At 64.6% G+C, this 23,072-nt stretch carries 18 protein-coding genes; 12 read left to right on the forward strand and 6 right to left on the reverse strand.

The window, feature by feature from the left end:
- The 9 genes from BM417_RS46375 to BM417_RS48405 form a co-directional block, all read left to right on the forward strand.
- Nucleotides 1-841: 2-oxoacid:ferredoxin oxidoreductase subunit beta (locus BM417_RS46375; protein ID WP_093606508.1), on the forward strand; the 841-nt coding region annotated here is incomplete at its 5' end.
- Nucleotides 842-1,275: 434 nt separating this feature from the next.
- Nucleotides 1,276-2,184, forward strand: a complete 909-nt coding sequence (locus tag BM417_RS46380; protein ID WP_093606509.1) for an alpha/beta fold hydrolase — start codon at nucleotides 1,276-1,278, stop codon at nucleotides 2,182-2,184.
- A 1,233-nt stretch (nucleotides 2,185-3,417) separates the two neighbouring features.
- Entirely contained in the window at nucleotides 3,418-4,938 is a 1,521-nt protein-coding gene (locus BM417_RS46385) for an aromatic amino acid ammonia-lyase (protein ID WP_093606510.1), read from the forward strand.
- Entirely contained in the window at nucleotides 4,935-5,723 is a 789-nt protein-coding gene (locus BM417_RS46390) for a hypothetical protein (RefSeq protein WP_093606511.1), read from the forward strand. Before BM417_RS46385 ends, BM417_RS46390 begins: the two co-directional genes overlap by 4 nt.
- Nucleotides 5,717-6,376 (forward strand): O-methyltransferase, encoded by a 660-nt coding sequence (locus BM417_RS46395; protein ID WP_245822898.1) that lies wholly within the window; start codon nucleotides 5,717-5,719, stop codon nucleotides 6,374-6,376. The genes BM417_RS46390 and BM417_RS46395 overlap by 7 nt, the downstream gene beginning before the upstream one ends.
- A complete protein-coding gene (locus tag BM417_RS46400; protein WP_093606512.1) occupies nucleotides 6,373-7,800 on the forward strand; it encodes an AMP-binding protein in 1,428 nt (475 codons plus the stop codon). Before BM417_RS46395 ends, BM417_RS46400 begins: the two co-directional genes overlap by 4 nt.
- Nucleotides 7,797-9,440, forward strand: coding sequence for a thiamine pyrophosphate-binding protein (locus BM417_RS46405; protein ID WP_093606513.1), 1,644 nt, complete (start codon nucleotides 7,797-7,799; stop codon nucleotides 9,438-9,440). Before BM417_RS46400 ends, BM417_RS46405 begins: the two co-directional genes overlap by 4 nt.
- A 2-nt stretch (nucleotides 9,441-9,442) precedes the next feature.
- Complete coding sequence (locus BM417_RS46410) at nucleotides 9,443-10,525, forward strand: 3-oxoacyl-ACP synthase III family protein (protein ID WP_093606522.1); 1,083 nt, start codon at nucleotides 9,443-9,445, stop codon at nucleotides 10,523-10,525.
- 663 nt (nucleotides 10,526-11,188) lie between these two features.
- The gene (locus tag BM417_RS48405; protein ID WP_177321003.1) at nucleotides 11,189-11,365 is read left to right on the forward strand and encodes a hypothetical protein; all 177 of its coding nucleotides are present in this window, start codon (nucleotides 11,189-11,191) and stop codon (nucleotides 11,363-11,365) included.
- A 584-nt stretch (nucleotides 11,366-11,949) separates the two neighbouring features.
- Here BM417_RS48405 and BM417_RS46420 read toward each other — a convergent pair.
- The 6 genes from BM417_RS46420 to BM417_RS50060 form a co-directional block, all read right to left on the reverse strand.
- Nucleotides 11,950-13,209 carry a multinuclear nonheme iron-dependent oxidase gene (locus tag BM417_RS46420; RefSeq protein ID WP_093606515.1) on the reverse strand — a complete coding sequence of 420 codons (1,260 nt, stop codon included), beginning with the start codon at nucleotides 13,207-13,209 and terminating at the stop codon, nucleotides 11,950-11,952.
- A 644-nt stretch (nucleotides 13,210-13,853) separates the two neighbouring features.
- On the reverse strand, nucleotides 13,854-15,089 hold the full coding sequence (locus BM417_RS46425) for a cytochrome P450 (protein WP_093606516.1): 1,236 nt from the start codon (nucleotides 15,087-15,089) through the stop codon (nucleotides 13,854-13,856).
- 27 nt (nucleotides 15,090-15,116) lie between these two features.
- On the reverse strand, nucleotides 15,117-16,073 hold the full coding sequence (locus BM417_RS46430; RefSeq protein WP_093606517.1) for a DUF2332 domain-containing protein: 957 nt from the start codon (nucleotides 16,071-16,073) through the stop codon (nucleotides 15,117-15,119).
- A gap of 68 nt (nucleotides 16,074-16,141) precedes the next feature.
- Complete coding sequence (locus tag BM417_RS46435; RefSeq protein ID WP_093606518.1) at nucleotides 16,142-16,903, reverse strand: ABC transporter permease; 762 nt, start codon at nucleotides 16,901-16,903, stop codon at nucleotides 16,142-16,144.
- Nucleotides 16,890-17,843 (reverse strand): ABC transporter ATP-binding protein, encoded by a 954-nt coding sequence (locus BM417_RS46440; protein ID WP_093606523.1) that lies wholly within the window; start codon nucleotides 17,841-17,843, stop codon nucleotides 16,890-16,892. Before BM417_RS46440 ends, BM417_RS46435 begins: the two co-directional genes overlap by 14 nt.
- A gap of 150 nt (nucleotides 17,844-17,993) precedes the next feature.
- The gene (locus BM417_RS50060) at nucleotides 17,994-18,119 is read right to left on the reverse strand and encodes a hypothetical protein (RefSeq protein ID WP_281251421.1); all 126 of its coding nucleotides are present in this window, start codon (nucleotides 18,117-18,119) and stop codon (nucleotides 17,994-17,996) included.
- A 404-nt stretch (nucleotides 18,120-18,523) separates the two neighbouring features.
- Between BM417_RS50060 and BM417_RS46445 the strand changes: the two genes are divergently transcribed.
- From BM417_RS46445 to BM417_RS46455, 3 genes are all read left to right on the forward strand, one after another.
- Nucleotides 18,524-19,102, forward strand: a complete 579-nt coding sequence (locus tag BM417_RS46445; protein ID WP_143139129.1) for an NUDIX domain-containing protein — start codon at nucleotides 18,524-18,526, stop codon at nucleotides 19,100-19,102.
- 1,580 nt (nucleotides 19,103-20,682) lie between these two features.
- Nucleotides 20,683-22,482 (forward strand): 1-deoxy-D-xylulose-5-phosphate synthase, encoded by a 1,800-nt coding sequence (locus BM417_RS46450; protein WP_093606520.1) that lies wholly within the window; start codon nucleotides 20,683-20,685, stop codon nucleotides 22,480-22,482.
- Nucleotides 22,483-22,574: 92 nt separating this feature from the next.
- Nucleotides 22,575-23,072: flavodoxin-dependent (E)-4-hydroxy-3-methylbut-2-enyl-diphosphate synthase (locus tag BM417_RS46455; protein ID WP_177321004.1), on the forward strand; the 498-nt coding region annotated here is incomplete at its 3' end.

Here is a 23,072-nt window from a genome sequence, read left to right on the forward strand (position 1 = left end):
GTCCCGTTTCCCGTACTACATGAACACCTACGGCATGCACTCCATCCACGGCCGTGCGCCGGCCATCGCCACGGGTCTCGCCGTGGCGCGGCCGGACCTGAGCGTGTGGGTGGTGACCGGTGACGGTGACGCGCTGTCCATCGGCGGCAACCACCTGATCCACACGTTGCGGCGCAACGTGAACCTCAAGATCCTGCTGTTCAACAACAGGATCTACGGCCTGACCAAGGGCCAGTACTCGCCGACCTCGGAACCCGGCAAGGTCACCAAGTCGACGCCGATCGGCTCGGTCGACCACCCGTTCAACCCGGTGTCGCTGGCACTGGGCGCGGAGGCCTCCTTCGTCGGCCGGGCGCTCGACTCGGACAAGGCCGGTCTCACCTCGGTGCTGCGCCAGGCGGCGGAACACCGCGGCTCGGCGCTCGTGGAGATCTACCAGAACTGCCCCATCTTCAACGACGGCGCGTTCGACGTGCTGAAGGACGCGGACGAGGCACAGCGGCGGATCATCAACGTCGTCGACGGCGAGCCGATCAGGTTCGGTCGTGAGGGCGAGTACTGCGTGATCCGTGAGGGCTTCGGGCTCGCGGTCGCGAAGTCCGCCGACGTGGACGCGAGCGACATCGTCGTGCACGACGCGTCGGACCTGAACCTGTCGTTCGCGCTCTCGCGGCTGTCGACGCAGGACCTCACGCACACCGTCACGGGCGTGTTCCGGCGCGCAGACCGGCCGACGTACGACGACGGCGTGCGCGCGCAGGTCAACGAGGCCAAGAACGCCAAGGCCGCGGACCTGAGCAAGCTGTTGCACGGCAAGGACACCTGGGAGCACCGAACATGAGAACTTCGGTAGTGGAGCCCGAAGCGCTTCGAGGTGGTCAGTCTGACCGCCGGTGGTGCAACCACCCTGTTGTCGACCAAGCGGGTACGAGCATTCGACGTTCGCGCGGCGGGGCCAGCGGAGCTGCACGAACCTCCACCTTTCGTCTGCTGCCTTCGTGCCAGATGTACGGCGGGCCAGCCGCCGCTCAACACAAGTCCTTCCCGCGGTCGAACTCGCGCGCACCCCCGGTGCCGCAGGAGCCTGTGTTCCACCTCCCCAATGTCGGACCCTTGGTTCCGGAGTCTGTGCAGCGAACTCTCCGCCCAGCTGACTCAGACACTCACCAAGAGGTCGCACAAGCCGTCGAACGAAGGCCGCCGGGGTTTCTGTTGCCCAGCACCGGGTGCGGCAGAGCGTGACCAGGAGTTGGGCCCGTCCAGGCGCACCCGGTCATGTTGGTCGGCGCGACGTTTGTCGCAGCTGAACTGATCGGCGCCGCCGCACGTGTATCCGTGCAGAGACAGCGCGCAGCCGCGCAGCCCGGAGAGGAGCACATGGTGGACAAACTCACGACCGTCGACCCCCAGGTCCTCCTGCACCGCGTGGCGGACTTGCTGCACCTCCCGCTGTGGCACGAAGCCAAGGCGCTGGCGCAACGCGCGGAGATCAAGACCCATCCACTGTGGACCGCTGCGCCTCTGGACGCGCGTGAGCAACCGCTTCTCCTGATCGGCGGGCTGTGCAGCACTGCGCAACTGCTGGCGCCCTTGCATGACCTGATGGTCAAGTTGAACTTCCGCTGTCGGCTCGCCCCCACCCGGCTTGGTCTTGGCTGCGGCGAGGACATCGTTCAGCGCAGCGAGGATGCGCTCGAGCGCCTGGTAGAGGCCGCGGGGCAGCCTGCGATCATCATCGGGCACAGCCGGGGCGGACAAATCGGACGTGTACTCGCGGCGCGGAGACCAGACCTGACCCGAGGACTGATCACCCTGGGCAGCCCGCTGACCCGGCTCCTGGGCGTGAACCCGTGGCTGTTCGCACAGCTGTCCGTCATCGCGATGGCCGGCTCGCTTCGCGTGCCCGGACTCCTGAGCGCATCATGCGGCTGGGGTTCGTGCTGCGCACGTCTACGCACCGACCTCACCGGAACCTTTCCAGTCCACGTTCCCTTCACCAGCATCTACTCGCGCAGCGACCGAATCGTGGACTGGCGCACCTGTCTCGACCCTGCCGCACGGCACCGCGAGGTCGACTCGGCCCACGGCGCGCTCACCTGGTCCCCGCGCAGTCTCGTTGCTCTTGTCGACGAGTTGACGGACATGCTGCCCCAACGCAACGAACAGGCCCTCATCGCGAGTTGACCGGCTCAGCGAGCACCGTCGAGATTGACACAGGCTGGGCGTTTCGCGCTTGGCGCTCAGGTGGAAGTCGGTTCAGTCTGGTGACCGCGCGAGCGGTACCCACGGCACACCGAAGATCACGGTTGCCCAGGGTGAGCCGTTGGATGTTCGTGATGACCGACTCCGGTTGGGCGGCCTGTTGGTGTGCCGCAGCTTGTCTGTCCCGCTTGAGTTGTTCAAGGCGGCCGATGCCGGGAGAGCGGTGACGGAACGTGGTATTGGCCAGTCCGCGGTGACAGCGCTGGTGACAGCACACTCGGCAGTCGCGCAGTTCGGCGATGGCGGCGTTGATTCGGTCGAGGCAGTACGGCGCGGCGGGTTGCGAGGTCGTCGGCTCGTGGCGGTCTAGGGAAGTGCTGGATTTGGCCGCGGCGGCTGTGCGCAGGCGATGCGCCAGCAGCGGCAGCAAACTGGGCCGTGTGCGAGATCCTGATCGGCGCGGTTGCGTCCAGCGCGCATTGCGGTGATGTCGCCAAGTGTAAGCGCGATTCTGGCGCGTTCCAGCGGCCGACGGCCATTGAGCTCAAGTCATGGGGTTGTGAACTCGCGCACCGATGCACGCATCTACGCGCAGGTGAAGACTCACGCGCACGCACTACGTCCACATCCTCGGCGCCGCCGGCCCCGATGGACCACGGACCACCAAGCAAGCCCGCATCCTGGTCAGGGAGCTGAGCGACCGGACCGACGACTTCCGACTCCTCGTCTGCGACCGGTCCGGCCAATTCAGCACCTCGTTCGACGCCGTCCCGCTGGCGCCGGCATCCAGGTTGTGAAGATCCCGCCGCTGTGTCAGCAAGCGAACGGCTTCGCCCGAGCGGTTTGTCGGCACAGCCGGACATGATGTCACCAAACGCCTGCGCATCATCAATGAACGTCACCTGAGATCAGTACTGGCCCGGTACACGTCTCGTCGCAACCGCCGCTGACCTTGCCGAACCCTGCAACTCACCCCGTAACAGGATTTCCGCAGGCTTACGCATGCACTCCAGCCCGGCACGTCCCAAGATCACGCAACGGCGGGGACCACTGCCTGGACGCCCTTCTGCTCTAGTGTCATAAAACGTGCACTTAAGGGCACTTTTCATCCCTGTGCGACATGTGGCACGTAAACTATCCCGGACATTCGCGATTGCAGCTGCGTGGTGCGCAGAAATCGCGCGGACCTGTCCCGACATGTTCAGTGGAGATGCAATGCTGCGTGAGCCTTGCACGCTCGATGTTCCAAAGCTGCGATTGTCAGAAGAACTTGTGCCAATTTTTCTGGAACAAGTTTCCGGACCCGCCGATGTAATAGCGGAGGAACATGTCCTGGCTCGGGTCGCGGAGTGTCGCGAATTCGTGGTCAACTCACTCGAAGGCGGTCGTCCGGTCTACGGTGCGACCACGGGTTTCGGTCCGCTGGTGTCGTTCTCCGGCCGGGCGAAGCTCGCCGACCAGGCCGAGAACACGCTGAACCACCTCACCACCGGTCATGGCGCCGACCTCGACCCCGCGGTGGTCCGCGCCGCGCTGCTCGCACGGCTCTGGTCGTTGGCGCAAGGCCGGTCCGGTGTGTCGTTGTCGGTCGTGCAGGCGCTGGTCGCGATGTTGCGCACCGAGTTCTCACCCGCCGTGCCCAGGCTCGGCTCCGTCGGCGCCAGCGGTGATCTCGTGCCGCTCGCCCACGCGACAGAAACGTTGCGTGGCAACGGCTACGCCTACCTCGGATCGACCAGGATGCCCGCAGCACAAGCGCTGCGCGCGGCCGGGCTCAGTCCACTGGTACTGGATGGCCGCGACGCGCTCGGACTGGTCAACGGCACCTCGCTGACCGCGGCGGCGGCCGGGCTCGCGGTCGTCTCGGTTCGCCGATCACTGTTCGCGGCCCAGGTGTTGTCGGCGGTGATGGCCGACGTGTTGGGCTGTTCGGCGGGTTACCTGTCCGAGCACCTGATGACAGCGTTCGGCCACCGGCATGCCGGAGTCGTGGCGGAGCGGATGCGGGGGCTGCTGGCCGGTTCCGTTCCCACCGGCACGCGCGGACTGCAGGAGCCCTACAGCATTCGGTGCGTCCCGCAGCTGCTGGGCGCGGCGTCGTCCTCGCTCGACCACGTGTCCTCGGTCGTGACGGACGACCTCAACGGGGTCAGCGACAATCCGTTGTTCTTCCCCGAGTACGGCGAGGTCGTGCATGGCGGCAACTTCTTCGGCCAGCCCGTCGCGTTCGCAGCCGACCTCCTGACGACAGTGACCGTGCAGATGGGCAACCTCGCCGAGCGTCAGCTGGATCTGATGGTCGACCCGCACCGCAACAACGGCCTGCCTCCGATGCTGGCCACGGTTCCCGGAGAGCAGCACGGGCTCCAGGGCGTGCAGCTCGTCGCCACAGCCACGGTCGCCGACATGCGCCGCACCGCGCTGCCCGCATCGGTGCAGAGCTTGCCGACCAACCTGCACAACCAGGATGTGGTCCCGTTCGGTACGCAGGCCGCGTTGAACGCGCTGGACCACGCTCGGTCGCTGCGCTGGCTGCACGGAGCACTCGCGGTGGCGTTGCGGCAGGCCGTCCACGTCGGCGGCCGCCGGCCGACTGCGCCCGCATGTGCCGAGGTACTGGACCGTCTGGTCGAGCTCATTCCTGCGGTCGACCCGGACCGCCCGTTGCAGGCGGACGTTGCCTGGGCGGCGGACCTGCTCGACCAGATCACAGACGATGAGGACTTCGGGTCGTGAGCGGAACGGACTTCCTGCACCTGGGCGTATCGATCGCGGGCGTCGGGCCTGTGCATCTCCCGATGCCCCGTGTCCCGTTCGACCCGAACGGCCCGGCAGTGCCCACGACGGTGTCCGGGCCGCCGCCCGCCGACCCGGACGAACACGCCCGGTTCCGGTGGTGGCTCGGCCACCAGCTGACCTTCTGCGTGTGGCGGCTGCTTGCCGAGTCGCTGACCGCAGTCGCGGCGGGAGAGGCTCGTGCGGTCGAGGCCGCCGAGTTGTACGAGGCGTACTCGGTGCTGTTGCGCTACACCGGCAGCTGCTCGCCCGAGGTGTACGGCCGCGTGATCCGCCCGCTGATGGCGCGTGCCGACCCGGCGTTCAGCGGCCGTTGGGCCAGTGATCACGAAGACATTCCCGGCCTGCTGCGCGAGGTGCGCCGCGTTCGGCCTGCCCGCGAGGTCTCCACACTGGTGGCGGCGGCCCGGACCAGCCAGGTCATGCATGTCGCGCAGGCGAAGCGGCTGGTCGGGAGCGGCGCGTCCTTGCTGCGGCAGAGCTCGCGGCACGACCAACCGGTCACTGATCGCGATCGCGCCATCTTCGACGCGTTCTTCCTGCTAACCCGGACGCCCATCTCGCGCACCGGGTTCACCGCCCAGTTCGACGTGTTGATCGCGCTCGCGCTGGTCGATCTCGCCGACCGGCCGCTGGTGCACGACGGCGAGCCGACCACACGATCTCAGCGTGAAAGCGTCGCGGTCCTGCGCTCGCTCTCACCCCTCAGGAAGGTCTCGTGTTGAACGACTTCAAGAACATCGTGATGACCAACCGGTTGTACGACTACATGCTGGCGCAGGCCGAGCCGCCCACGCCTGCGCAACGTGAACTGATCGAGCGCACGCACGCGCTCGGCACGTCTGCTGAGATGCAGATTCCGCACGAACAGGCCGTGCTGTTGACCATTCTGGTCCAGATCACCGGGGCACGGAACGTGGTCGAGATCGGCACCTACACCGGCTACTCGACGCTCGCGCTGTCGCGCGGACTCGGTCCGGAGGGCTGGGTGCTCACGTGCGACGTGTCTGAGGAGTGGACCGCCATCGCGGAGCAGGTGTGGCGCGACGCGGGTGTCGCGGACCGGATCCGGCTTGAGCTGGGCCCGGCCGCCGACACCCTGCGGGCGCTGCCGGACACCGCGGACATCGACCTGGTGTTCATCGACGCCGACAAGGCGGGCTACATCGAGTACTGGGAGCTGCTCGTGCCCAGGGTCCGGTCCGGCGGCCTGTTGCTCGTCGACAACGTCCTCTACTACGGCGAGGTCGTCCAAGAGTCGCCAAGCCCCAACGGGAAGGCCATCGACATGTTCAACGAGCACGTGCGTGCCGACGACCGGGTCGAGTCGGTGCTGCTGCCGATCGCGGACGGCCTCACGCTGGCCCGCAAGCGATGAACCTGGCCGAGGTGGTGTGGAAGTCCGCATCCGCCGACCGCGTCGCGCTCGTCGAGCACTCGACAGGTGCGCGCCACCGGTACGGCGAGCTGAAGGCGAACGTCGAGCGGCTCGCCGACGCGCTCGTTCGCCGAGGTCTGCAGTGCGGTGACGTGGTGGCGCTGCGGTGCGATAGCAACGCCGAGTTCGTCGTCGCCTGCCACGGCGTGCTGCTGGCGGGCGGTGTCGTGCTGCCGCTGGAACCACGCGGCAGCACCGAGGATTGGGCCGCCGCCCTGTCCCGGAGCAAGCCGAGGTTCGTGGTGGGCCGGGACAGGGCCACCGCGGACCTCCTGATCGACGACCTGGTCGCGGCGGGTAGGCCGGGCGGGCTCCCGTCCGCCGGAGGTGGCGACCGGCCCGCGGTGCTGCTGTCGTCCAGCGGCACACAGGACGTGCCGAGACAGGTCGTGCTCACGCACCGGAACCTGACCGTCAACCTCACTCAGATCGATCTCGTGCACCGGCTGACGGCGGCCGACGTCGTGCTCGGACTGACCCCGTTCGGACACATCTACGGGATGCAGATGGCCATGAACCCGGCGTTGCGCGCCGGAGCGACCCTGGTGACGGTGTCGACGCCGTTCTCCGGCGCGAACCTGCTCGACGTCATCGCCCGACGCCGGGTCACGGTCGCATACGCGGTACCGAGCGTGCTGGCCGAACTGGCGCTGCACCCCGACGTGGAACGGTACGACACCAGCGCTCTCCGACTGGTCTTCTCCGGTGGAGCGCCGCTGCCGCTCGATGTCGCCAAAACGTGCGCCGAGCGCCTGGGCGTCCCCGTCGTCCAGGGATACGGCATGACCGAGGCGGGCTGTACGTGTGCCCCGCCCGACGGGGAACCCATCACGCCGGGCTCGATCGGCCGACCGCTGCCGGACACCGAGACCCGATTCATCAACCCGGATACCGGTGCGGAGGGTGAATCCGGCGAGATCTGGGTCCGCGGTCCTCAGGTGTCGCCTGGCTATCTGGTCGAGCCGGGTGTAGTCGTCCCGTTCACCGACGCCGAGGGCTGGCTGGACACCGGTGACCTCGGGCGCCGTGACGAGCGCGGCTACGTGACGATCACCGGGCGGCGCAAGCAAGTGATCAAGTACAAGGGCTACCAGGTTGCTCCGTCCGAGTTGGAAGAAGTGCTGCTCACCCACCCGAACGTCGTGGATGCTGTCGTGGTCGGCGTGCCGGACGACCTCGCGGGCGAGCTACCGAAGGCGTTCGTCGTGCTCAACCGTCCGGTCGCGCTGGCCGGCGTGGCGGCGTATGTGGCGGCGAAAGTGGCCGCGCACAAGAAGATCCGATTGATCGAGGCAGTGGACCGGATTCCGCGGTCCGCCATGGGCAAGGTGCCGCGCGACGCGTTCGACGGCGGCGGTCGATGACCATCGCCGCCGCACCGCGCACCACCCTCGCCGAGCAGGTGCCCGAACTGCTCGGTCTGCTCGGTGTCACCGCGGGTTTCGGAATCCCCGGCGGCACTGTGGCCCCGACGTGGGATGCCATCGCGCGAAGTCCCCTCGAGCTCCTGCACTTCCGGCACGAGTGCGGTGCGGTGTTCGCCGCCGTCGAGGCCTACTTCGCCACGGGTGCGCCGGTCGCGGTGTGCGTCACTGGGGGACCTGGTATCACCAACGCGATCACCGGCCTTCACGCCGCCCGTTCGGACGGTGCGAAGGTCCTGCTCGTCTCCGGCGCGACGCCGAAGTGGTCGTGGGGACGTCACCCGTTCCAGGAAACGAGCCCGGCGGCGCTCGGTGCGGACATGTTCACCGAGGGACCGCTGTTCCACTACGCCGCGCTGGTCGACAACGAGCTCACTGATGTCGTCGCGCCACTGGCCGCGGGGATGCGCGGCCCGGGCGGATTCGTCGCGCACCTCAGCCTCACCCGCGACGGGCAGTTGTCGGGTGCCACCCGACCGCTGCGGTTGCCGCCGGATTCCCCGCAGGCCCCACCCGATCCAGCCATGGTCGCGCTGGTCGCGGATTTCCTGCGCGCCGAGCACATGACGCTCTGGCTTGGCTTCGGCGCGCGCCACGCGGCCAGTGAAATCCGGGAGCTCGTCGAACGGACTGGCACGCGGGTCCTGTGCTCACCACGAGCGAAGGGCATCTTCCCTGAGCGCCACCCGGCATTCGTCGGCGTGACCGGGCTCGCAGGTGGCGCGTTCACCGACCACCCGCACCGGATGTTGGTGCTGGGCAGCGGTTTGGGGGAGATGACCTCCTTCTGGAGCCCTGACTTGGTCCCACCAAGGGGTTTTGTCCACGTCGACCTCGACGAGGACGTGCCTGGCTCCGCGTATCCGGGCGTGCCGCTGATCCCCGTTCACTGCGAAATCAGGGCTTTCCTGCGCGAGGTGCTCGACGCACTACCCGCTCGGACGGCCGAACCGCCGCCGGGTCGACGGGCTCGGCCGGTGGAAGCTCCGCGCTCCGGGCCAGTGCGGCCTCAAGTGCTGATGGCCGCGGTGCAGCGCGTGATCGTCGACGGTAGCGACGCGACAGTCCTCGCGGAAGCCGGCAACTCCTTCCTGTGGGCGGGGCGACACCTCGAGTTCGACACAGCCCGATACCGGGTGAGCACCGGTTTCGGGGCAATGGGCCACGCAGCAACAGGTGTGCTGGGAGCCGCTCACGCGGTGGACGGCAAGGCGGTCGCAATTGTCGGCGACGGCGCGCTGTTGATGAACAACGAGATCAGCACAGCTGTGCAGTACCAGATCCCAGCGGTCTGGGTGGTGCTCAACGACAGCGCCTACGGCATGGTGCGGCAGGGCATGACAGCCGAAGGGCTCCGGCCCGAGGGGGTCCGGATGCCGCGCACCGACTTCGTGGGATTGGCCCGTGCCATGGGAGCCGACGGCATCACGGTGACCGACGAGACCGAACTGGACCAGGCGTTGGCGGTGGCTTTGGCCGCGCCAGGGCCTTTTGTGCTCGACGTGTTGGTGGACGACACGTGCTCGGCGCCGATGGGCGAACGCGTCGCCAGCCTGACCTCTCAACGAATGGAGCTGTGATCATGCCTGGTGGTGTCGGAATTCGGTCGTTGGCCGTGGCGTTTCCGGCCTCGGTACGGACCAACGACTACTTCCGGGAGAACTACCCGGAGCTGGTGGCCACTGCGGAGTCCCGGTCGTTGGCCCAGGTGTTCTCGCCCCAGGACGAGAAGGTACGGCTCGACACGTGGGAACGCGAGATGGCGCCCTACCTTGCCGATCCGTTCCGGGGGGCGGTCGAACGCCGGATCCTTGCACCCGGCGAAACCGCGCTGGACCTGGAAGCACGCGCGGCCCGGCGGGCGCTGGACGCCGCAGGCCTGGACGTCGCGGATGTCGACCTCGCCATCGTGACCTCGTTCATGCCCGACCAGCTAGGCCCCGGAAACGCCGCGTACCTCGCCCGTGAGCTCGGGATGCGAGGCACCGCGTGGAACGTCGAGAGCGCCTGCTCAAGCGGTCTTGTGTCGCTGGAGACCGCCACCGCCCTGGTGGAGGCAGGCAGGTACGAAATCGTGCTGGTGGTCATTTCCTGCACCTACTCGCGGGTCTCGGACTACTCGGACACGCTCGCCTGGTTCTGGGGTGATGGCGCGGGTGCCTTCGTCGTGGGCCGTACACCGGAAGGCGTGGGCGTCATGGGCTCGATGAGCACCAACACCGCGTCGACCTGCGATACGTTCTCCAACCACATCGTGGTCGATGAGCACGGCGAACCGCACATCCGAACCACCGCTTCGAAGGCCACGGGACGCATTCTCCGCGATACGGCCGAGGCCTCACTGCGCGAGACTTGCGAGGGCGCGCTCGCGTGCGCCGGAGTGGACCTGCTGGACATCGACTTCTTCGTGTGCAACTCGCCGGTCGCGTGGTACCCGCAGTTCTGCGCCCGCGTGCTCGGCCTCACGCCGGACAAGACCATCAGCACGTATCCGTTGTACAGCAACGTCGGCCCGGCGCTGCTCACCACCAACCTCTTCCACGGAGCTCGTGACGGACTGATCAAGGAGGGCGACCTCGTGCTCGTCTACACGATCGGCTCCGTGTCCACGGCGGGCGCGTCGGTCATGCGCTGGGGCCAGGTCGGTCTGGGGCCGCTGCCGTGAGAATCCGCCGATTGTCCGATCGGGGAACATACTCGGTGTACAGCCGCAGCACGGCCCGCCGAGCCTGGGGAAGATCACAGGTCGCCGAGCTGGAGAAGGACAAGGCGTTCTTGGTGAAAGCTTCGGTGTGCCTTGCAGCGATTGGAGGAGAACCGGTCTGGCGCATGGCGCGACTGCTGGAGATCTCGACCTCCGGCTGCTACGCACACTTGAAGCGTTGTGCTGCAACGGTGTTGAGACCGACCTGCAACGTCGCGCGAACGGACCGCTCGCGCTCGTGTGAGCAATGTGCTTGCCAAGTTCGTGCCGCCCTCTTGTGTGTGGCCGTACGTGGAGGCCCTGTGAGTGGTCCTTGCCAGGCAGCTGGATGACTACTTCCGGTGGCAGAAGGTCAACGACGGGGAACTCCGAGGGTGTCGAGCAGTTCACGGAAGACGTCGTCTGGCGGTTTGCCGATGCCGCCGGCCGCGAAGCCGCCAAGGTCGACGTTGACTCTGTTCGTCCGGATAGGACGGTGCCACCCGGCGGATCTGGTGGGGCCATGCGAAGTCGAAGGGCACGACGCGCCGCAGTTAAGGAAACCGTGATGTGCTGATCACCCGATGCGGGGATTGCGAGGGGTTCTGTCGTTGTGGGAGCTACGTTCGGGGAGAAGATTCCGCTGTGAGTGGGACACCGATCTATGACGCGCTCATGTGGCAGTTCTCGGCCGGTTCTCGGACGTCGGCGCTGTGGCACGTCCAGGGGCGACGTGGCGTCGAGATGGACGACAACGTCGTGCTGGAGTCGTTCGCCGGCACGGTCGACTTGGCTGAGACCGTAGGAGATTCCTGCCCGTGAGCAAGCACGGCCGAGAGCTCGTCGAGGCCTGTCTGTGCCGGTACCTCAGCCTGGTTGCCGCGGTGCTCGACGTTCCGCTCGGCCTGGTTGCCTTGACGTGCGGACAACACGGCGATGGGATGAGCTATCTGGCTGGGCCGTCGTTGTCCAGAGCGATGATCAACCTGACATCGTTGTGCGGCAGGGAACAGATGTTGTTCCACCACCTCGTGTTGTCGGTGTGTTCACGCTGTTGCTCGTAGCCTACGCCGAATGAGGTGCCGCGCTGGCGGTCGCACGACTGAGGCCGCACCACTGACGACATGGTCGTCATCACCACGCTTCAGGCCGAAGGCGACTATCTTGAAGATGCCAAGTGATCAGGCGCGTTCGGATACACGATGCTGGCGCACTATTGACCATTGGAACTTCGAGTCGTTGCTCTCGAAGGGTTTGTCGGCTCCCGGCGGTGTGTACTCATGAAGGCGAGGCCTCGGTTGCTGCTCATTCGTCGTGCGTCGGCGGAAGGGAGCAGGGGTCGGCCCGGTGGGCTCGTCGAAACTTTGGCTGGTCACCTCGCGAGGACGGCATCGCGGGAAGGGTCTTCACAGTCGGTGGTCGGTCTCCGCGAAGAGATATCCGCCAACGCCGTGCGACCGCAGTGGCGAAAGCAATCTTCGCCGAATCGGCCCGCGAGCCTTGGCTGACTCACTGGGTGACGCCGCTCTCTCGAATCCGAACGACAGCTCCGCGTCCGAACGAGAAAGCACCAGGAGACGGCCGTGCGAGAGATCGTGGTTTTCCAGCCACAGTTCACCTGCTCGCATCATTCGTGACTCGATCTCGGCCGTACTGGCGTCCGCCGGAGTTCCGTACAACGGCGCCTGCCAAAGCGAGTGACCCTCCGGCAGGTCGTTCGGGATCGTGGAAGTGAGGTACAGATCTCGAAGTGCGCGCTCGATCTGCCTGCTGTCATCCTGGGGTTCGTCACCACTCCGCCCCCGGTTTCTCGGCCCTCCTCCGGAGTACGGATTGCTTCCCGCCGAACCGAACGGGCTGCGCAGCGCGGCGCTCTCGATGGCGAGCAGGCTCTGGGCAAGATCTTCCGCCGAGGCCCCCGCGGAGCCCTCATAGACGATGTGACTCACCGGAAACAGCCGCACAGTGTCCTTCAGCAGCTCCATGGAAGCCGAGTCCGGCCCGTCGCCTTGGGTAACTCGGTAGTCGCCTTCGTACTTGTCGACGCCGAGGGTGCCCACGTGCACATGCAATGATCGACTTTTCTCCAAAAGATGGGTCCAGCGATCGATCTCGCACCAGCCGTTAAAGTGCGCCACGAGTGCATTGGTGACATCCCAGAGAAGGCGACATCCGGTCTTCGACATTATTTCCTCAAAGAATTCCGGCTGTGCTCCGCCAATTGCGGAAGTCGAAGCGTAGTTCTCCAGAAGGAGAGTCTGGCCAATCGTGTCCTGGTAACGAATGATTCGATCTACTGCACTTCTCTCGACTGCGCGATAGTCGCACTCCAGTGGAAAGCAGGGACGCAGCTGCCCGACGGTGAATCGGTAAACGTGATCCGAAACAGCTGTGGGAGCGAGAACCGAAATAGACTTCCGCAGGCGCGACAAATAGCCCGACAGTTCGTCTTCAGGAGTCTCCAGAAAGCGCGAATTCGATATGTGCAACGATATGGCAGCGTCGAACTCCTCGAGGTGTCCCATGACCTCAATCGGTTCCAAATGACAGAAGCCATCCCAGAACACTTCAACGAGGTTGGGCTTCATTCCAGCCAGATTCAACGCACGCAACGCCACCGGGATCGCACCTGGACTGGCGATCTCCAAAGTCAGCGTAGGAATCATCGCACACCTCGACGGACGTCAGACCTGGGATACTTCGCGCGGATGCCCTTGTTCTCGCGCACGGCGACCACCCTGGCCGGCGGTCATGTCGCCGGGGAGATCGGGCGCCGCTGCCGGACTCGACCTCCCCGGCACGTATCATTCGGTTGCTTCTTCCTCCGTCTTCTCGCATTCGCCGTTCCAGCAGTACCTCATGGGGGAGACGGAGACGGGAACTGCTTCCTTGAGCAGTTCCAGCGCTTCATCGAACATGGCTCACCTCATCACTGATGGGTTCCTGTCGAAGGCGATCGTCCCGATTTCTGCAATCGATTGGAACAATCGATCGGTATTGTAGGTTTAAGCGGAAAGCTAAGTCAAGACCGCTTCTCGGAAGTGGTGACGTCTGAAAATAGGTACGACAATTATGCCCTGGTCCCCGGCGGGGCCAAGGCTTGCAACTCGGCGCCTTGTGCAGCGTTCCGTGCAGGTTCCACCTCGTGAGGAGTAGGGTTTTGGTGCCCGCAAATGAACCCCAAAGAGAAGAAGAAGTGCATTGAAGATTGCACTTTCTTGCATTGTGTCAGAGTAGTGCGGCCGCTCCTCGATCATGAACAGGTCGTCGTTCGGTGTTGTGGACAACTGCCGGCACGTTGCGGCGCTTGTCAGCTCGCGCGTAGTCGATCTTCAGGCTCCCACTCCACCATCAACGAGCCGAGGCCGAAAACATTGGAGGACTGAAGGTACTGATCACTCGAAGGCGACTCGGCCAAGCGGAGGCTGGGAAGTCGTCGGGCAAGAGCCTGATACGAGGATCGCATTTCCAGCCGGGCGAGCGAAGCCCCCAGGCAGTAGTGGATCCCGTGACCGAAGGCGAGATGGGACTTGTTCGTGCGGAGCGGTTGAAAGACGTCGGCGTTTTGAGCGAACGCTTCGGGATCGTGGTTGGCGGATGGAAGAGAGCACAGGATCCGCTCGCCGGCGCGTACCAGTTGTCCCGCGATCTCTACGTCACGATGGGCAACTCTGGGCATACCGGTTTGGACGACCGATAGGTGGCGAAGTAGCTCCTCGACGATTTCGTCAACATTCTCGCCGTTGCGTACGTCCGCCCAGTGGTGAGGGGTCTGCAGCAAGAGCAGAGTGCCGAGGGCCAGCATGTGTGCGGTCGTCTCGAAGCCGCCGAGCAAGAGGATGTCCGCTGCACCCACGAGTTCGTGGTCGTCTATTTCGTGACCGTGCTCCTGGACGAGTCTGCCAATGAATCCATCGCCAGGTTGGGCGCGCTCACTCGCGATGAAGTCCACCATGTACTGCCTGGATTCGTGAAGTGCTCGCAATCTGACCGCACGCGGGAGTTTCGTGTCCAGGCGATCTCGGCCGCGGCGTTCGAACTCGACTCGGTCTCGGTACGGGACACCAAGGAGCTCGCAGATCGTCAACGACGGAATGGGGAGCGTGAAGTGTTTGACGAGATCTGCGGGACTTCCCGCACTGATCATCGACTCCAAGCAGTCGTCGACTATGCCTTCTACGAGAGGACGTAGTTCCTTCACGCGGCGCGCGCTGAAGGCTGGAGCAAGCAGTTTGCGCAGCCTGCCGTGCTCTGGAGCGTTGTATTCCGTGATGTTGCCGTGGAGTTCGTATTCTCGATCCGGCCCAGCTGCAGGCGTCGGTGCCCACCCCTCGTTGGCGGGGTCGAACCAGCCTTGTTCGTTGTTTCCGAAAGTCTCCGGGTTCGCGAGCACCTCGCGGACCAGGCGATGGTTCGTCACGAGCCAGACACGATAGCCGTTCGGCAGTGTAAGTCTGCTCATCGGTTCTTGCTCGCGCAACCTCTCGAGCTCAGGATCGAGCCTGAATCCGAACCGGCGGAGATGAATCGGGATAGGAGTCGACATGCGCGGGCCTCACCGTTGCTGTCAGGGTCAGGAGTAAAGCCGGAGTTGCAACCGTGCAGGCCTTGCCAATTCGGCCGGCTCGTAGCAGATGCTTGCCAGCGGCATTCGTGTGGCCGCGCGGCACAGCAGCTCTTCGATCGCGGATTGTTCCTCCGGGCTCAGGTAACCCCAGAACAAGCTGTGCCACACAACTGTGTAGACATCTGTGGCAGTCGGGCTTTGCAGCTGTCTGCCGAGCCACTCCACCGCGTCGGCTTGCTCGACACGAGTGCCGACCTGAGCGGCGAGTTCGATCGCGTTGTCCAGTTCCATGCGCGCGACGCTGAGTTCGCACGGAATGAACGATCGTAGGATGGCAACGTCCTCCGGGTTGCGAGGGTCGCGTGGCGCCCTGTCGCAACCAGCCCTCTCGACGATGGTGATGTCGCCGGGTGATGGGCCGCCTGCGGCCAGTCGAACGCTCGACTTCAGGCTTCCCCACTCCCAGGTCGGAGCGACCCACCGGTAGTGGTCCGGAATCAGATTGAGTCCGGCGCACGCCCCGAGCTCGAGAAGGCGCACCTTCGGTGCTCCTAGCATGGTGAGCCCGCGGAGCAGGGGAGCCGAACGATCGGGCTGGTGTTGCTGGACAGGACGGTCGAGCGCCGCGGTGATGGAACGTGGGTTGTGGTCGATGGCGGCGCGGAACAGAGTCCACGTCTGATCACACCATTCGTCGTCGTTGCCGTACCTCAGGAGACCCTTCAGATGACGAGCCAGTGCTGGGGTCTGGCCGGTCACCAGCAGATACTGAATACCTGCGAGCAATCGGACTGGAAAAAGTGTCTCGTTTGCGGCGGGGTGATTGTTCATGAGTCGCCCCAACTCCGTGTCGTCCTCGATCTCACCGACGATCTTGAACAGCATTCTGGAGGAGGTGGGTGTGCGCTCGGCCAGCTCCTCCGCCAACCGCCGCACCATGTGGAGGTTGAGTTCGGTGATCATTTCGGCACTCCGCTCTGTGAGCGTTCGGGGAGGATGTTGGTCCCTGTGGCCCTCGTCTGGAAGCGTTTCTAGGCGCTTTCGTGGGTGAAGGCCCGGGCGACCCAAGTTATGGAGAAGAAGCCGAGGCCCAGCAGTACCGCTGTTCCGATCACCGCGTTGGAATCGAAATAGTTGCCGCGCAGGATCGCTCGGTCTGCGTCCATGATGTAGGTGATGGGGTTGAAGAGGGAGACCTGCTGCAGCCATCCAGGGGATGAATCTTTAGTGATCGGGATGAAGGCGCCTGATAGAAGCAGTAGCGGTAGGAGCAGCGCGTTCAAGGCTGGGCTCAGCGTTTCCTCGTTGTTGACGCGCAGTGCGAGCGCGTATGAGCACGCGGCTACAAACATGGACAACAAAACGTTGAACAGGACGCACACCGCTATGTTGACCATGTTGGAGTTGAGCGCGAAAAATGATCGACAGATCATGGCGACGAAGAACGACAGTAGAGCTGTGGTGGTTCCAATTGCTCCGAGCTTGCCGAAGACGAGCGCGTAACGACTTATCGGCGCAACTCTGAACCGCTCGACCACACCCATGCGCTTTTCCCAGAGCAAGGTGAGCCCTGCGAACATGCTCTGCGTCAGGGCGGCTTGCAGTAGTAGAGCGGGCAGGAAGGTGTCCCACGTATTGGTGTGCCAGAACGAGGACATGAGCTTCGTGACCAGGGGCCCGTACGCGAAGAGGTAGAGCAAAGGCTGAAACAGCCCCAGGACAAGCCACAAGATCTGACGCTTGCGCTGCATGAGCTCGTTCGTGTAGATCAGCCAAGTGTCACGGAGAATCATCGCGCAAGCTCCGTCCGGTCACCGATAGGAAGACGTCGTCAAGAGTCGGGCGCGTGAGTTGCAGCGACAACAGCGTTATTTCTGCGTCTACCAAGTGTCGGATCAGGTGGCTCGTCGCAGCTTCTCCGTTCGGAGAGCGGAACGTGATCAAACCATTCGAGCTGGCTTCTACTCCTGACGCGTCGCGCAATCCGCCAGCGATGCGGGCTGCTTCGTCGACTGCGTCTTGGGGCACGCCGAATTGAATGAGGTCGCCCTCTGAGATCGTCGCCTTGAGTTGAGCCGGGCTTCCTTGTGTGACGATGCTCCCGTGATCAATGACGAACACGCGGTCCGCGAGAGCGTCTGCCTCGTTGAGGTAGTGGGTGCTGAGGAACACCGTCGTTTGACCGCGGAGCGATCGGATGTGATCCCACAGATTAGCCCTGCTCTGCGGGTCCAGTCCATTGGTCGGCTCGTCGAGGAAGAGCAAGTGGGGACGGTGGACCAGCGCGAGTGCGATGTCGACGCGGCGGCGCTGGCCGCCGGACAAGGTCTTCGCCAGCTGACCTTGAAAACCGGTCAATTGAAGTTGTTCAACGAGATCCATTGCTCGTTGCCGTGCCTTGCTCTTCGTCATTCCGTGCATGCGCCCCTGTAGAACCAGATTTTCGAGCGCGGTGTTGTCGTCGTAAAGCCCAGTTCCTTGCGGGACGTAGCCGATGCGGGCGCGCACGCCGTTGGGATCCTTGATCAGATCGCGGCCGGCGATGGTCGCTTTCCCGGACGTGGGGCGAAGCAGAGTGGTCAGGATGCGCATGGTGGTTGTCTTGCCGGCGCCGTTGGGGCCGAGAAAGCCGACGATCTCGCCTTCGTCCACGCGTAGTGTCAGGTCGCGCACGGCCTCCACCTTTTTGCCGCGTCGAACGTACGTCCGGGCTATGCCATCCGCTTCGATCATGAGGCCCACCACATTGAAAGTTCACTCTGAATCGTCTTCATGATCCACCACCATGGGGCCAGTCACCCGGACGCCAGTGGACGGAGCCTGAAGCGGGCCGCTCGTTCTCGGAGGTGGAATCCTCCGAGAACGAGCGGAAGGAACGACAGCTCAGCAGCCGCCGCCGTTGCCGCCGCCGCCCCCTTCGAACACGGGAAGCATGTCGGGGGTATCGGCGGGAGCCAGGTCGGCTCCATCGAGGAGGGCGTCGACTTCGGTGAGGAGTTCAGTGTTCATTCGACTGCTCCGATCACAAAGTGGGGGAGGTAGATCTTGACGCGCAACGCGTGAAGTCGTGTTCATCGCCGAGATCACACATCCGTCTGGATGTGTGATGCAAACAACATCAGTTCCAAAAGGACCTCAAGATCCGCACCGGAGATCGAGTCACAAGGCCATGGTCTCCTGCCCGTTCGTGCACGTGCGCGTTTGATCAAGGCTAAGTGGATCAACTTGAGGGGCGATGGCGTCGGTGGCGCCGGCACTTGAAGGGAACAGTCTGCGGGCACTGAGAGTGAACGCAACGTCACTTGGCCGAGTGTTGGCATGAGATCGGCACGCCGGGGGGAGCGGATCTGTGCACTTTGGTGCAGTCCAGCGGTGCGTCTCGGTAGCGGACGAACCTCGAGCTGAATTTCGGCGTGCTTGCCGGCGTGACGAGACACGGAATTGATGTACCTGGCGGCACCGAGACGGTTCGTGGTGCTCGAAGAACCTTCGACCGACGAAAGAGCAAATTCATCTTCAAAGGCGTCCCAGTGACTCTGGCTCGGCTGGATCTGGAGGAGTTGCACGGTCTTCGCGTGGACGCCGTCATGACGGTGCCGGTGACCTCGGACGGCGACCTCGTCGTCGTTCAACTGTGTCGCGGTGTGGAGCTTCCAGGCGGGATGGTCGAACCGACAGATGAAGGATTGGTTGAGGCTGCCCGAAGGGAAGCGTGGGAGGAGGCCTGCATCGAGCTCGATGGGTTCGGGCTTGCGGCGTTGTTGAGGGTGGCAAGCGATGAGCAGCATTGGAATCACATCAACGTCGCGGTGTACGCGGGTCGGGTAACCCGCCTGGCGCCGTTCGTTCGCGAGGCTGAATCGCTTGCCCGGTTCGTGGTTTCACCTGACGTCTACGTCAACCACGCCACGAGCTTCGGCGTGGTCTCTGACCGCGCCGAGATTCTCCGTGAAGCGCTGGCGGCCCTTGAACGGCGGAGTGAAGCGGCGTGACCGCGAAGGTCGCCGTGCACCTCGTCTCTCGCGAACCATCTCGCTGGACGATCTCGGCGGACCGGTCAGGGGTGGAGGTGTGCCATGCGGGTGATGTCGACACGACCGCGCGGTTCAAGTTCGGACGAAATACCGGCCCATGCCTTCCCGGCAAACGATGTCTCGATGATCACCGCACCGGTGAGCACCCACTGGGATCGTGAAAGCGATCGACGTTGCGGTCGGTGTCAACGACGCTCGACGCGCGCGTGCCGCCGGATCGCTTGCACCCTGGTCAGGCCGGATGGTCGGGCAGTCCGCACGTAGTCGGCGTTGATGTTGTCCAGCAGATTCGCCCGTTGAGGTGCGGCCGTCGCGGGGCACGTTGTAGCGCAGGACGGGACAGCGTCTGGGTGACCCGGTCGACGGGCAGTACTGCCGGCTTGCTGCGTAGACGCCGACTGTGACGCCGACGAAGTACGGACAGCGCACAACGCCGACCGGACGGGCTGGCCGCTGATCAGAGTTCGGTAGGGGATTCGGAGTTGGCAGGCACCCCGGTCGGTGAATGGCCCCCAGCCGAAGTCGAGGACGAATTCGCGCAGCCAGTGCCACCAGCGCGCTACGGCCGATGTCCGAGGATCGAGTCTGTAGGGGCGCGAGTGCGTCACCGATCTGCCCTTCCGTCTGCGCTGGCCGTAGTTCGCGGTAACTTCGACCGCGGATCGAGGAAGGCGCTGGCAGGAAAGAGCGTCGCGTTCGTCGCGATGACGATCATCATCGGCCAGCCGGCGATCTTGCGTATGAGACGGTGGACCACCGCGGCTCTCTTGGCCTGTGCCGGAACCTGGAGTCGCGTCGATCATGAGTGCTCGTCGCGATCGGACACCAAGTCGTGTGTGTCGTATCGGAACGATCATGTTCGTTCGGCGGACGGTGCTACGGCACTTTGCGCACCGCTGATCTTGACCCCGAGCTGCCCTCTGGGGCCAGATTTGATCGTCGAACGAGCACGAGTCTCGTGCCGGCGTCAGTCTCGACGGTCTCGCGCATTCACGAGCGCGGTGGTTGCAGACAGGCGTTGATGTTGTGATCGGCGTGATCGGCGTGATCGGCGGTTCAGGGGGTGAACTGCCGCCCGGTGGTGTCGAGCCTGGCGGGCTCGCCGGGTGGGCACGGCGCCAGCGCGGCAGCGGTGATCAGCGGCCTGGTGGGCGCTCAGGGCTGGTGATGTCAATTGACGAGCCTGTCTCACTCACGACGACGTCGTGAACACAAGCCATTCCCCGGCCAGGTGGGCCGCGTCGCCCGTTCGCCGTAATTGCTGAAGGGCACCAAACCGTGCCCCTCGGTGCCATGTGGGTGGCTTCCGACTTGATCGGCACGGCGGGACGAGGCGTAGTTGTGCGTCAAATCACAGCGACAGCGGAGTCGGCGGTGCATCGGACCTCCGCGGCGAGGAGCAGGCCGGGCACGACGACGTTGCTATCACCGACAGTGGCGAAACGAGCAGTTGGACGCGGTGGGTGCGCCTCGAGAACGACAGCTTTCGTACCGCTGTGGGATCGCCTCCCGCGGCTGGATTGAGCGGAGTGAGAACGATGATCGAGGAACAGATCGCCACGCACTCTTCCGGCTGGCTTCGCCAGCTCGGGTCGGACGAGCTCTGCGCGCTTGCCGCCGAAATCCGAGAGTTCCTGATCACCAGTGTGTGCGCTCAGGGTGGTCACCTCGGGTCGAACCTCGGAGTTGTCGAGCTCACGATCGCGCTGCACCGGGTCTTCACGTCGCCCAAGGACAGGATTCTCTTCGACACGGGGCATCAAGCCTACGTGCACAAGATCCTGACCGGCCGCCAGCACAGATTCTCCACGCTGAGGATCAGAGGTGGGTTGTCGGGCTATCCGAGTCAAGCCGAGTCGGTGCACGACATGATCGAGAATTCACATGCCTCCACCGCACTGTCCTATGCAGACGGACTGTCACGAGCGGATGAGTTGACCGGCAAGGGTGAGCGATCCGTTGTTGCCGTGGTCGGTGATGGTGCACTCACCGGAGGAATGTGCTGGGAAGCGCTCAACAACATCGGTGTGTCCGGTCGTCCGATTGTTGTGGTGCTCAACGACAACGAGCGCTCGTACGGTCCTACGCTCGGTGGGTTCGCCGAGCACTTGCGTGATCTTCGCACCCCGGGGCGTGTGACCCCGATCTTTGAGCAGCTGGGTCTCGCTTACCTGGGGCCGGTAGACGGACATGACCTTCCGATGGTGGAACGCGCGATGCGGCAGGCTCGCGCGATGCGGCGACCGGTCGTCGTCCATTGCTTGACGCTGAAGGGAAAGGGCTATCCGCACGCCGAGACGGATGATGCCGACCGCATGCACGCGATCGGTGCGACTGATCCGGTAACGGGGGTGGCGGCCGCAGCCGCGCGTCCTACGTGGACCGATGTGTTCGGTGAGGAGATCGTAGCGATAGGCACGGAACGTCCCGACGTGGTGTGCTTGACGGCCGCGATGTTGTTGCCGACTGGCCTTGGCCGATTCGCCAAGTCGTTCCCCGACCGAGTCGTCGACGCGGGAATCGCCGAGCAGCACGTGATCACGACAGCGGCAGGCCTCGCGCTCGGCGGATGCCATCCGGTTGTCGCCGTGTACTCGACGTTCCTGAACCGGGCGTTCGACCAGGTCGTCATGGACGTCGCGCTGCACAGACTGCCGGTGACGTTCGTGCTCGACCGGGCGGGCGTCACCGGTCCTGATGGGCCAAGCCACCACGGTGTCTGGGATGTGTCCATGCTGGCCGCGGTGCCAGGATTGCGCGCGGCTGCGCCACGAGACCCTCGGAGGTTGAGGGAACTGCTTCGGGAAGCGGTCAGCGTGACCAGCGGACCAACCGTGGTCAGGTTCCCGAAGTCGGTAGCGGACGGCGAGATCGAGGCGGTCGGCCATGTCGACGGTGTCGACGTGTTGCACCGGACGCCCCATGAGGACGTCCTGCTGGTGTCGATGGGACCGACTGCGGCCATCTGCCTCGATGCTGCTCGCGAACTGTCCGACAGCGGCATCGGGGTGACCGTGGTCGATCCGCGGTGGATCTTGCCGTTGCCGCGTGCCGTGGTCACGATGGCCGGTCGACACCGCCTGGTGCTCACAGTGGAGGACGCCGTGCGCACAGGTGGGGCAGGCAGCATTCTTGCCCAAGCCGTGATTGATGCGGGTGGCACCGTACCGGTGCACAACCTGGGATTCCCACGTCGATTTCTGCCGCACGCGAGTCGTCAGGAAGTGCTGCGGGAGCACGGCTTCACGGGCAGCGCTATCGCTGCCGCAGTGAGGGCGGGACTCGCGGGTGAGCCTGTCTACGACCAGGACCCTGATCTTCCGTCACGGTGGTCGTGAGTGGTGCGATCACGATCGCATTGTGGCTTCGTGTTTCTGGAAACTGATCCTTCGCGTCGTGTCGAAGCGCTGATCAACCGGAGGCGGTAGCGATGCTCGTGGATTTGGGGTTACCTCATCCGCCGCCTCCTGTGCTCGCGACACGGCGCAGAACTCGTCAGCTTCAGGTCGGCCGGGTGGGAGTGGGTAGTGAGCACCCGATTTCTGTGCAGTCGATGACGACGACTCTCACGTCGAACGTCAACGCGACTCTGCAGCAGATCGCAGAGCTGACGGCGTCCGGCTGCGACATCGTGCGCGTCGCCTGCCCGTCGCAGGACGACGCTGACGCTCTGCCCGCGATCGCCAGGAAGTCCCAGATCCCGGTGATCGCCGACATCCACTTCCAGCCGAAGTACGTCTTCGCCGCCATCGAGGCTGGTTGTGCCGCGGTCCGGGTCAACCCGGGCAACATCCGCAAGTTCGACGACCAGGTGAAGGAGATCGCGGCCGCCGCCAAGGACCACGGCACCCCGATCCGGATCGGCGTCAACGCCGGTTCGCTCGACCCCCGCCTGCTCAAGAAGTACGGCAAGGCCACGCCCGAGGCG

It is taken from the genome of Lentzea waywayandensis (genome assembly GCF_900115955.1).
In the GTDB taxonomy this organism is placed as follows: Bacteria; Actinomycetota; Actinomycetes; order Mycobacteriales; family Pseudonocardiaceae; genus Lentzea; species Lentzea waywayandensis.

Excerpts from the sequence above, each read along its gene's own strand:
- BM417_RS46380 (WP_093606509.1), top strand. The coding sequence starts at position 1,276 with ATGTTGGTCGGCGCGACGTTTGTCGCAGCTGAACTGATCGGCGCCGCC.
- BM417_RS46385 (WP_093606510.1), top strand. The coding sequence starts at position 3,418 with ATGCTGCGTGAGCCTTGCACGCTCGATGTTCCAAAGCTGCGATTGTCA.
- BM417_RS46400 (WP_093606512.1), top strand. The coding sequence starts at position 6,373 with ATGAACCTGGCCGAGGTGGTGTGGAAGTCCGCATCCGCCGACCGCGTC.
- BM417_RS46405 (WP_093606513.1), top strand. The coding sequence starts at position 7,797 with ATGACCATCGCCGCCGCACCGCGCACCACCCTCGCCGAGCAGGTGCCC.
- BM417_RS46410 (WP_093606522.1), top strand. The coding sequence starts at position 9,443 with ATGCCTGGTGGTGTCGGAATTCGGTCGTTGGCCGTGGCGTTTCCGGCC.
- BM417_RS46420 (WP_093606515.1), bottom strand. The coding sequence starts at position 13,209 with ATGATTCCTACGCTGACTTTGGAGATCGCCAGTCCAGGTGCGATCCCG.
- BM417_RS46425 (WP_093606516.1), bottom strand. The coding sequence starts at position 15,089 with ATGTCGACTCCTATCCCGATTCATCTCCGCCGGTTCGGATTCAGGCTC.
- BM417_RS46430 (WP_093606517.1), bottom strand. The coding sequence starts at position 16,073 with ATGATCACCGAACTCAACCTCCACATGGTGCGGCGGTTGGCGGAGGAG.
- BM417_RS46435 (WP_093606518.1), bottom strand. The coding sequence starts at position 16,903 with ATGATTCTCCGTGACACTTGGCTGATCTACACGAACGAGCTCATGCAG.
- BM417_RS46440 (WP_093606523.1), bottom strand. The coding sequence starts at position 17,843 with ATGATCGAAGCGGATGGCATAGCCCGGACGTACGTTCGACGCGGCAAA.
- BM417_RS50060 (WP_281251421.1), bottom strand. The coding sequence starts at position 18,119 with ATGAACACTGAACTCCTCACCGAAGTCGACGCCCTCCTCGATGGAGCC.
- BM417_RS46450 (WP_093606520.1), top strand. The coding sequence starts at position 20,683 with ATGATCGAGGAACAGATCGCCACGCACTCTTCCGGCTGGCTTCGCCAG.